The 8,666-nt window shown below is 73.1% G+C and carries 5 protein-coding genes; 1 reads left to right on the forward strand and 4 read right to left on the reverse strand.

Annotated features, from left to right (window positions below):
• Nucleotides 1-45: 45 nt before the first annotated feature.
• Nucleotides 46-1,575: an MFS transporter gene (locus WAB15_RS30705; protein ID WP_399146146.1), complete on the forward strand. Its 1,530-nt coding sequence runs from the start codon at nt 46-48 to the stop codon at nt 1,573-1,575.
• A gap of 248 nt (nt 1,576-1,823) precedes the next feature.
• Here the strand turns inward: WAB15_RS30705 and WAB15_RS30710 are convergent, their stop codons facing one another.
• From WAB15_RS30710 to WAB15_RS30725, 4 genes are read right to left on the reverse strand one after another with little or no spacing between them, the layout of a single operon-like run.
• Nucleotides 1,824-5,684 carry an amino acid adenylation domain-containing protein gene (locus WAB15_RS30710; protein ID WP_407288197.1) on the reverse strand — a complete coding sequence of 1,287 codons (3,861 nt, stop codon included), beginning with the start codon at nt 5,682-5,684 and terminating at the stop codon, nt 1,824-1,826.
• A complete protein-coding gene (locus WAB15_RS30715) occupies nt 5,681-6,727 on the reverse strand; it encodes a TauD/TfdA family dioxygenase (RefSeq protein WP_407288198.1) in 1,047 nt (348 codons plus the stop codon). The genes WAB15_RS30710 and WAB15_RS30715 overlap by 4 nt, the downstream gene beginning before the upstream one ends.
• Nucleotides 6,724-7,773 carry a TauD/TfdA family dioxygenase gene (locus WAB15_RS30720; RefSeq protein WP_407288199.1) on the reverse strand — a complete coding sequence of 350 codons (1,050 nt, stop codon included), beginning with the start codon at nt 7,771-7,773 and terminating at the stop codon, nt 6,724-6,726. Before WAB15_RS30720 ends, WAB15_RS30715 begins: the two co-directional genes overlap by 4 nt.
• A 59-nt stretch (nt 7,774-7,832) precedes the next feature.
• Nucleotides 7,833-8,639: a thioesterase II family protein gene (locus WAB15_RS30725; protein WP_407288200.1), complete on the reverse strand. Its 807-nt coding sequence runs from the start codon at nt 8,637-8,639 to the stop codon at nt 7,833-7,835.
• Nucleotides 8,640-8,666: the final 27 nt, after the last annotated feature.

Consider the following 8,666-nt stretch of genomic DNA (forward strand, 5'->3'; position numbering starts at 1 on the left):
GAGTCGTACGCTGTACCGGCAATCGAACGCCGTACTGGAGGGGATATGGAACGGGGACATCCACGCCGATGGGCCATCCTGGCGGTGCTGTGCCTGGCCGTCTTCGTGGTCTCGATCGACACCACCGTGCTCAATGTCGCGCTGCCGACGATGAGTCGTGAACTGGGCGCGGGGACCGAAGAACTCCAGTGGATCGTGGACGCGTACACGCTGGTGCTGGCCGGCGTCCTGCTCACCGCGGGCAGCCTCTCGGACCGCTTCGGGCGCAAGAAGATGCTCATGGTGGGCCTGGCCGTCTTCGGCATCGCCTCCGGCCTGGGCGCCTTCGCCCAGGAGCCGTGGCAGGTCATCGCGGCACGCGGCCTGATGGGCGTCGGCGGCTCGTTCTTCATGCCGGGGACCCTGTCGATCCTGGTCCATGTCTTCTCCCCCGAGGAGCGCGCCTCCGCCATCGGGCGCTGGGGCGCGGTCACCGCGCTGGGCATGGTGCTCGGCCCGCTGCTGGGCGGACTGCTGCTGGAGCACTTCTGGTGGGGCGCCGTCTTCGTCCTCAACGTGCCCGTCGTGGTGCTGGCCCTCATCGGTGTCGGCTGGATCGTTCCGGAGTCGTCGGACCCCGTGGCGCGCCGGGCCGACCTCCCGGGCACCGTGCTCTCCACGGTCGGGATGGGCGGCGTCCTCTTCGGGGTCATCTCCGCGCCGACGCGCGGCTGGGGTTCGGGCATCGTGCTCACCGCGCTGATCGGCGGACTGGTGGTGCTGGCGCTCTTCTTCCTGCGCCAGGCCACCGCCAAGGAGCCCATGCTCGACCTGCGGCTGATGTTCTCCCGGCAGTTCCTCGGAGCCAGCGGCACCATGGCCTTCCTGATGTTCTCCCTGCTGGGTGGGGCCTTCGTGGTCACCCAGCAGCTCCAACTGGTGCTGGACTTCTCGCCCATGTCCGCGGGGCTGGCCACCGTGCCGCTCGCCGCCGCCATCGTCGTCTCCTCCCCGTTGTCGCCGCTCGTCGCCAGGGCGATCGGCGCCCGGATCACCATCGCGCTCGGCCTGGCCACGATGGCCGCGGGCCTGGGTGTGCTGGCCTTCTTCGCTCCCGGCGCCGGGTACCCGCCCGTCGCCGTGGGACTGGTACTGCTGGGCGCCGGCATGGGCCTGGCCGTGGCCCCGGTCAACGACGTCCTCATGAGCGCCGGCCCCCCGGAGAGTTCGGGACGGCTGTCCGCCATGAACGACACGGTGCAGGAACTCGGCTCGGCGTTCGGCATCGCCGTCATCGGCAGCGTGCTGGCGCTGGCGTACGGCAACGCGCTGCCCGGTACGGTCCCGGCGGGGATGCGCCACTCCCTCGGTGAGGCGGCCGACGCGGTGCACGGCATGCCCGCCGAGCAGGCCGGTTCGCTGCTCGGCGCGGCCCACCGTGCCTTCGCCCACGGCATGACCCTGTCCATGGCCGTGTGCGCGGCGACCGCCCTGCTGGGCGCCGTGATCGCACTGATCCTCATCCCCGGTGCCAAGGACGCACCCCCCGGCCACCAGGCCGCCGCGGAGCCGCAGGGACAGAGCGTGCCCGCGTGACCCACCGCCCGCCGACAGGCGGGCCCGGACACCGGTTCGGTGTGCTACCCCCGTGCACAGCCGCACATCGAGCCGGTCTGGCCGGGCGGTGGTGTCGTAGCCCGCGCGACGACCGTGGAGGCCGCCACGGCGTCGAGCCGCTCCACCACCGCCCGGCGCTCTTCGCCCGAAGGCGAAGTGCACGGCGAGTGGCCGGTGGGAGACCGATACCCCCACCGGCCGGATCACGCACCAGACGAAAGGCAGGGCTAATGCGCCGGCGTGGCCTCCGTCAGGACCGTGCCCTCGGCCTCGGCCAGTTCACGGATCGTGGTGCAGCTGAAGATGTCCCGCAGCTGGACCTCCAACCCCTGATTGCGGGCCGCCACCTGCACCTGGATCGCCCGGATCGAGTCCCCGCCGAGGCGGAAGAAGTCGTCCTCCACGCTCACCCGGTCCAGCCGGAGCGCCTCCTGCCACACCTCCGCCAGCACCTCCTCGGTACGGTTGCGGGGCGCCACCACCTCCGCGCCCGCCCGGTCCCGCTCGGCCGGTTCGGGCAGCGCCGCACGGTCGACCTTTCCGTTGCGGGTCAGCGGGAAGGCGTCGAGGGTGACCACCGCGCCCGGTACGAGATGCGCCGGCAGGCGCTCGGCCAGCCAGTCCCGCAGCGTGACGCCGTCCACCGGCGCCTGGGTGCGGGCGTCGGCGACGACCGGGCGCGGGTCGTCGGCGTACGCGGCGCGCACCGCGAACAGGGAGTGCCGGTCGGTGCCGTGCAGCAGGCTGTCCTGCTCGGCCGTGACCGCGAAGCCCTGCTCCTCAAGGAGGGCGACGATCTCGCCGAGGCGCCCCTCGGTGGCGGTGCCGGCGCCGTCGTGCACCTCCATCACGACCTGGTGCACCATGCCCCAGTGGCGCGCGTCGATGCCCCGCAGCACGTCCAGTTCGGCCCGCTGGACATCGATCTTGAGCAGGTCGATACGGGTGAGCCCCTCCTCGTCGAGGACGTCGGAGAGCCGCCGCACCCGCGTACGCAGCTCCTCACCCTGGAACCGCTCCGCCAGCAGCTCGTCCGCCCGGTCCAGGAGCTGGTCGCGGTCCTGGAGGCCCTTCTCCCGCTCGTTGGCCAGATAGCGCTTGATGACCTCGACCTCGGAGGCCGAGTCGGCGTACGCGCTGACGCCGGACATCATCGAGTAGCCGGGGTAGTAGGTGAACGACAGCTCGCCGTCCGCGCTCCCCAGGCCGAGCGGGAAGGTCTTCGCCGGTACGCCGAACCGGGCGGTGTTGCGCCGCAGATGCTCGTACACCGGTGCCAGCGGCTCGAAGGCGTAGAGCGAGGCGCTCGGGCACAGCTGGTGGACGTAGAGCGAGAACATGCCGATGTTGGCGCCGATGTCGACGACGACGGCGTCCTCGCGGAGCGTCACCTCGCCGCGCAGATAGGTGCCCTGGAGGAAGATCTCGTCGTACAGGTACCGGGTCTCGTGCGGATTGACGCCCGAGACCCGGTCCAGGTCGAGGGCCGCCACCGCGCCGGCGGCCGGCTGCGCGTAGCCGGTCAGGGAGGTGCCGTCGGCGCTCTTGCGGGCCACGACCAGCGCCTGCTCGACGCCCGGGTGCGTGCCGAGGACGGCCTGCACCTCGCCGGGCTCGACCCGGAATCCGCGGACCTTCACCTGGTCGTCGGTACGGCCGAGGTAGGCCAGGGTGCCGTCGGCCAGGAACCGCACCCGGTCACCGGTGCGGTAGACGCGCCGCTCGCCCTCCGGCAGCGCCTCGACGGTCACGAAGCGGCGCGCGGTGGCCTCGGCGTCCCCGAGGTATCCGCGGGCCAGCTGCGGGCCCGCGACGCACAACTCACCCGCCACGCCCGGCGGTACCGGCCGCAGGTCCTGGTCGAGGATCAGGACGTCGTTGCCGGGGAGCGGCCGGCCGATGGTGGGCCGGGTGCCCGGGGTGATCTCGGCGGCGGTGGCGTCGACGGTGCACTCGGTCGGGCCGTAGACGTTGACGGCCCGTACGCCGTCGAGGGCGGCGAGGGCGTCCCACAGCGGCTGGTCGACGGCCTCACCGCCGATGAGGACGGTGGCGGGCAGCGCGGTCGCGCCGCCCGCCGTGCCCGCCAGCACCGCGCGCAGATGGGAGGGCGTGCAGTCGAACACGTCGACCCGCTGCTCCGCGAGGTAGGTCAGCAACTCCCCGCCGTGGTAGCGGATCTCCTCCGGTACGAGGCACAGGGTGTGCCCGGCGGCGAGCTGGATCAGCTGCTTGACGGAGGCGTCGAAGGTCAGCGGGGCGTTCACCGCGACCCGCAGCCGTGCCCCGGCGCCGGCGTGGACCGTCGCCTTCAGCGCCCTCAACAGGTGTGCCACCGACCGGTGTTCGACGACCACGGGCCGCGGTGCGCCGGTGGAGCCGGAGGTGAAGATGATGTACGCGGCGTGGTCCGGGCGGACCTGCGGCAGCGCTACGGGCGCCGGGGCGTCGGCGGAGTGCGGCGCGAGGACCTCGAACTCCTCGGCGAGCCCGGCCGGCACGCCGCGCCCGTCCGGGGCGACCACCCGTCGGGCCTCGACCGCCCGCAGCAGCGTCAGCTGCCGTGACAGGGGCGCCGCGGTGTCCAGCGGTACGTAGACGGCGCCGGCCCGCAGCACACCGATCAGCGCCGCGACGGTCCGCCAGGAACGCTCGGCGGGCACCGCCACCGGCTCCTCGGCGGCGACGCCCGCCCCGATGAGGGCGGCGGCCACGGCGGACGCGGCGCGGTCCAACTCGGCGAAGGACACCGTGCCGTCGGCGGACACCACCGCGGGCGCGGTGCCGTCGGCGGCCGCGAGGGCCGTGTCGAACGCCTCGACGAGGGTGGCGGGGCCGTCCTCGTCGAGGGAGCCGCCCTTGCTCCACCGTGCCAGCAGGGCGGCCTCCCGGGCGCCGCAGACCCGTAGGGCGCGCTCGTCCTCGAACGCCGCGGGGAGCGTGGCCAGGATCTCCACGGTGCCGTCCAGCAGCCGCTGCACGGCTTCGCCGGGGTAGCGGGAGCCGTCGTGGTGCAGCGCGAGGCGGATCGTCTCCGGGGCGATCTCGACGCTCAGATGCAGCGGGGACACCGGCGGCGGACCGTCCACGGTCAGCTCCGCGACGGGCAGGCCCGCCCACTCCGCCAGGACATCCGGCTCGGAGGCGGTGAACCCGGCGGCGAGCCCCTCGTCCCCGGTGGGGCCGGTGTGCCGGGCCGCCTCGACGGCCTGGTCGACCTGCCGCTGCACGACGTCGAGCAGCTCCTTGGGCGCCGCGGGCAGCGGCAGCGGGACCCCGACGGCGAGCCGGCTGCCCAGGGGGCCCACCACACGGTCGGTTCCGGGCGCGGAGCGGCCCTCGACGTGCAGACCGAGCGGGAGCACCGCGTCGTCGGCCTCGGTCTCGGTGCGGCCGGACAGGGCCAGCGCCCAGGCCGCCAGCGCCAGCGACCGGGCCGGTACGCCCTGGACGGCGGCCCGGCGGTGCAGCGCCTCGGTGGCCTCACGGCCCACCTCGGCACGCAGCACCGTCGCCGTCCGCGCCGGCTCACCGTCGGAGAACGGCAGGGACAGCCGCTCGATCACCGTGCCCGAGACGGCCGGTGTGCTCGGCGCTCCGGCCTCGTCGGCCTGCTCCAGCAGCCACTCCGAGACATCGAGGAACTGGAGCCGCTCCGGGTCGTCGTCGAGCGCACCGCCCTGGTAGGCCGTGGCCAGTTCGCCGAGCAGGACGCGCAGTCCGGCGGAGTCGGTGAGCAGCGCGGACGCCCGCAGCACGAGTTCCGCTCCGCCGTCGGCCAGGTCGACCAGTGCGGCATGGAACAGCGGACCGCCGAAGAGGTCACCGGCGGTGGCCTCCTCGCCGTCCTCCAGGGCGACCGCGGCGTCCTCGTCGATGTCCTGGAGGGGAACCCGCACGCCGGGGTACCGCAGCAGCCGCAGGCGCAGCACTTCGTGCCGCCCGGTGACCGTGTCCAGTGCGCGCTGGAGCCGGTCGCGGTCCGCCGGGGCGGTCAGCCGCAGCCGCGCGGTCAGTCGGCGATCGCCGCCGCGCTCCCACTCCCGGAGCTGGGCGGGCGAGAGGCGGTAGCCCTCGACGCTGGTCATCGGTTACCTCGATTCACGTAAAGGTCGGACATGGCGACGAGAATCCGGCGGTCGCCGGAGAAGGGCTCACGCGCATGTGTGGCAAGGAAGTTGTCGACGACGAGGACGTCGCCGCGCTCCCAGGGGAAGGACACCGCGGCGTCGCGGTAGAGGCCGCGGATCAGCTCCGCGACGTCGTCCTCGATGGCGGCGCCGTCGCCGTAGTAGGCGTTGCGCGGCAGCCCTTCCACGCCGAACTCCCCGGTGAGCGCGGTGGACACCTCGGCGGGGAGATTGGAGACATGGAAGAGATGGGCGTGGTTGAACCAGGCCGTCTCGCCCGTGCGCGGGTGCCGGGCGGTGGCCTGGCGGACGGACCGGGTGCGCAGCCCGTCCCGGCCGATCCAGATGAACTCGGTGTGGGAGGAGCGGCAGTACGCCTCCACCTCGGCCCGGTCGGTGGTCTGGAACACCTCCTGCCAGGGCAGGTCGAGATCGGGGCTGTAGTTGCGGACGTAAGCGACGCCGTGCCGCTCGAACCGCTCGCGGACCTCGGCGGGGATCTTGGGCACGACCGCCCGTTCACTGGCCAGCGGGGTGGCACCGCGGTCGGCACTGGGCAGATCGCAGTAGAAGTACAGCCTGCTCGGCCAGTTGTGGGAGTAGGACATCTCGTGGTGGAAGGGGATCCACTGGTCCTCGTTGAACTCCGTCGAGGTGAAGACCTTGTCCGCGACCTCGGTACGGGGCGCGGCGCGCTCCAGATAGTCCAGCAGATCGGGGGAGACGGCCCGGGCCGCCCGCCCGAAGGCCGCCGGTCCGTCGACGGAGAAGCCCCGGAAGAGGACGGCGCCGTAGCGGTCGAGTTCGGCCGTGACCCGCTCGTGGTTGTCGGCGATCCACCGGTCCAGCTCCAGCCCCTGGACCGCGGCGTCCACCCGCAGCAGGAACGGCTCGTCGTGCAGCGGGCGGCTGCGGACCAGTTCGGTGGCCGGCCCGGCGCCGGTGCGCCGGCGCCGCGGACCGGGTCCGGCGGCGGCGGGATGGGTGGTCATCGCGGTCATGCGGTCCTCCCGTTCGTGTCGAAGTCGCCGATCGGATCGGCCATGGCGGTGAGGATGCGGCGCGGGCCCTCGAAGGGCTCCCGCGCGTGCGCGCTGAGCATGTTCTCCACCAGCAGGACGTCGCCGGGCCGCCAGGCGAAGGACCGGGTCTCGGCGTCCAGCGCGGCACGGATCTCGGCGAGGGTGTCGTCCTCGATGGGGGTCCCGTCGCCGTAGTAGGTGTGGTACGGCAGGTCCTCCTGGGGCAGGGAGTCCAGCAGGCCCCGGGTGACCTCCTCGGGCAGCGAGGTCACATGGAAGAAGACCGCGTGGTTGAACCACGTGCGCTCGCCGGTGACCGGGTGGGTGCGCACGGCGGGGCGTATCTGGCGGGTCCGCAGATGGTTCTCGCCGACCCACTCGGCGGTGATGCCCGCCTCGGCGCAGTAGGCGGTGACGTCCTCGCGCCGCTCGGTCTGGAACGCCTCCTGCCAGGAGAGGCTGATGCCGGGCAGGTAGTTGCGGACGTAGGCGACGCCCAGCCGCTCGAACCGCGCCACCGTTTCGGGGCGCAGCCTCGCCAGGACCTTGCGGGAGTCGGCCAGGGGGGTACGTCCGCCGCTGGTGGCCGCCCGCTCGCAGCAAAAGACGATGCGTACCGGCCAATTGGTGGTGTAGGACTGCTCGTTGTGCAGCAGGATGTGCTGGTCGGCGGGGTGCTCGGTGGAGGTGTAGACGCCGGAGGCGACCTCGCTGCGCGGTGACGAGCGCTCACCGTAGTCGAGGACGTGGGAGGACAGGGCGTTCATCGCCGACTGGAACGCCTCGGCCCCCGGGACCTCGAAACCGCGGAAGAGCACGGCCGCCGCCCGGTGCGCCAGCTCGTCGACGGTGTCCTTGTGGGCGGTGATCCAGGCGGCGAGGTCCAGGCCCGGCACATTGGCGCGGACCAGCGCCGGCAGGGTGGCGCCGTTCCACTCTTCGGACACCGAGAACAGGGCGCGGCCGCCGGAGCGGCGTCTGATGGCCGGGGCGGGGCCGGGTGAGGCGGGCTGCGTGTGGGTCATGGGGTTCCTCCGTCGTGCGGTGGCGTGGTCGTACGGGTGCGCAAAGGGAGCCGGGGCGTTCAGGTCCGGGACTCAAGGGACGGGAGCGCGCCGTGGCCGGACGGCGCGGCGAACCGCGGCAGCAGCAGGTCGATCAGCTCCTGCGCCCGGGGTGCGAGGAAGAAGTGGTCACCGGGCAGGGTGAGGAGCCGGAAGTCGCCGCCCGCCACATCGGCCCATGCGCGGATCTCCTCCTCCGGGTGGGCGTGGTCCAGGTCGCCGCGCACCGCCGTGACCGGGCACTCCAGTGCCGGGGTGCCCTTCGGCTGGTAGGTCTCGACGAGTCGGTAGTCGCTGCGCATCGGCCGCAGGACGAGGTCGCGCAGTTCGCGGTGGTGGAGCACCTCCTGGCTGATGCCGCCGAACGCCGCGAGCTCCTGGAGGAACTCCTCGTCGTCCAGGAGGTGGACCGTCCCGGGACGCTCCAGGGTGGGGGACATCCGGCTGGAGGCGACGAGGTGGTGGGGGGTGCGACCCTGCTCCTGGAGCCGCCGGGCGACCTCGTAGGCGATCGAGGCGCCCATGCTGTGGCCGAACAGGATCAGCGGTCGGTCCGCCAGGGGCAGCAGCACCTCGGCGATCCGGTCGGCGAGCGGATGCAGCTCGCCGACGCACTCCTCGCCGATACGGTCCTCGCGGCCGGGGTACTGCACCGCGAGGTGATCGAAGGTCTCGGGCAGGAGGGCCGCCCAGCGCCGGTAGAAGCTCGCGCCGCCGCCCGCGTGCGGGAAGCAGACCAGGCGCGCCGCGGCGTGCGGGCGCTCTGGGCCGTAGCGGCGCAGCCAGTCCCGGGACGTGGACGGTGCGGGGGAAAGTGGAGCACTCATGTGAACGGATCGCCCTCCTGAGGCGAG

The organism is Streptomyces sirii (assembly GCF_045690365.1).
Classification (GTDB): Bacteria; Actinomycetota; Actinomycetes; order Streptomycetales; family Streptomycetaceae; genus Streptomyces; species Streptomyces sirii.

Excerpts from the sequence above, each read along its gene's own strand:
- WAB15_RS30705 (WP_399146146.1), top strand. The coding sequence starts at position 46 with ATGGAACGGGGACATCCACGCCGATGGGCCATCCTGGCGGTGCTGTGC.
- WAB15_RS30710 (WP_407288197.1), bottom strand. The coding sequence starts at position 5,684 with ATGACCAGCGTCGAGGGCTACCGCCTCTCGCCCGCCCAGCTCCGGGAG.
- WAB15_RS30715 (WP_407288198.1), bottom strand. The coding sequence starts at position 6,727 with ATGACCGCGATGACCACCCATCCCGCCGCCGCCGGACCCGGTCCGCGG.
- WAB15_RS30720 (WP_407288199.1), bottom strand. The coding sequence starts at position 7,773 with ATGACCCACACGCAGCCCGCCTCACCCGGCCCCGCCCCGGCCATCAGA.
- WAB15_RS30725 (WP_407288200.1), bottom strand. The coding sequence starts at position 8,639 with ATGAGTGCTCCACTTTCCCCCGCACCGTCCACGTCCCGGGACTGGCTG.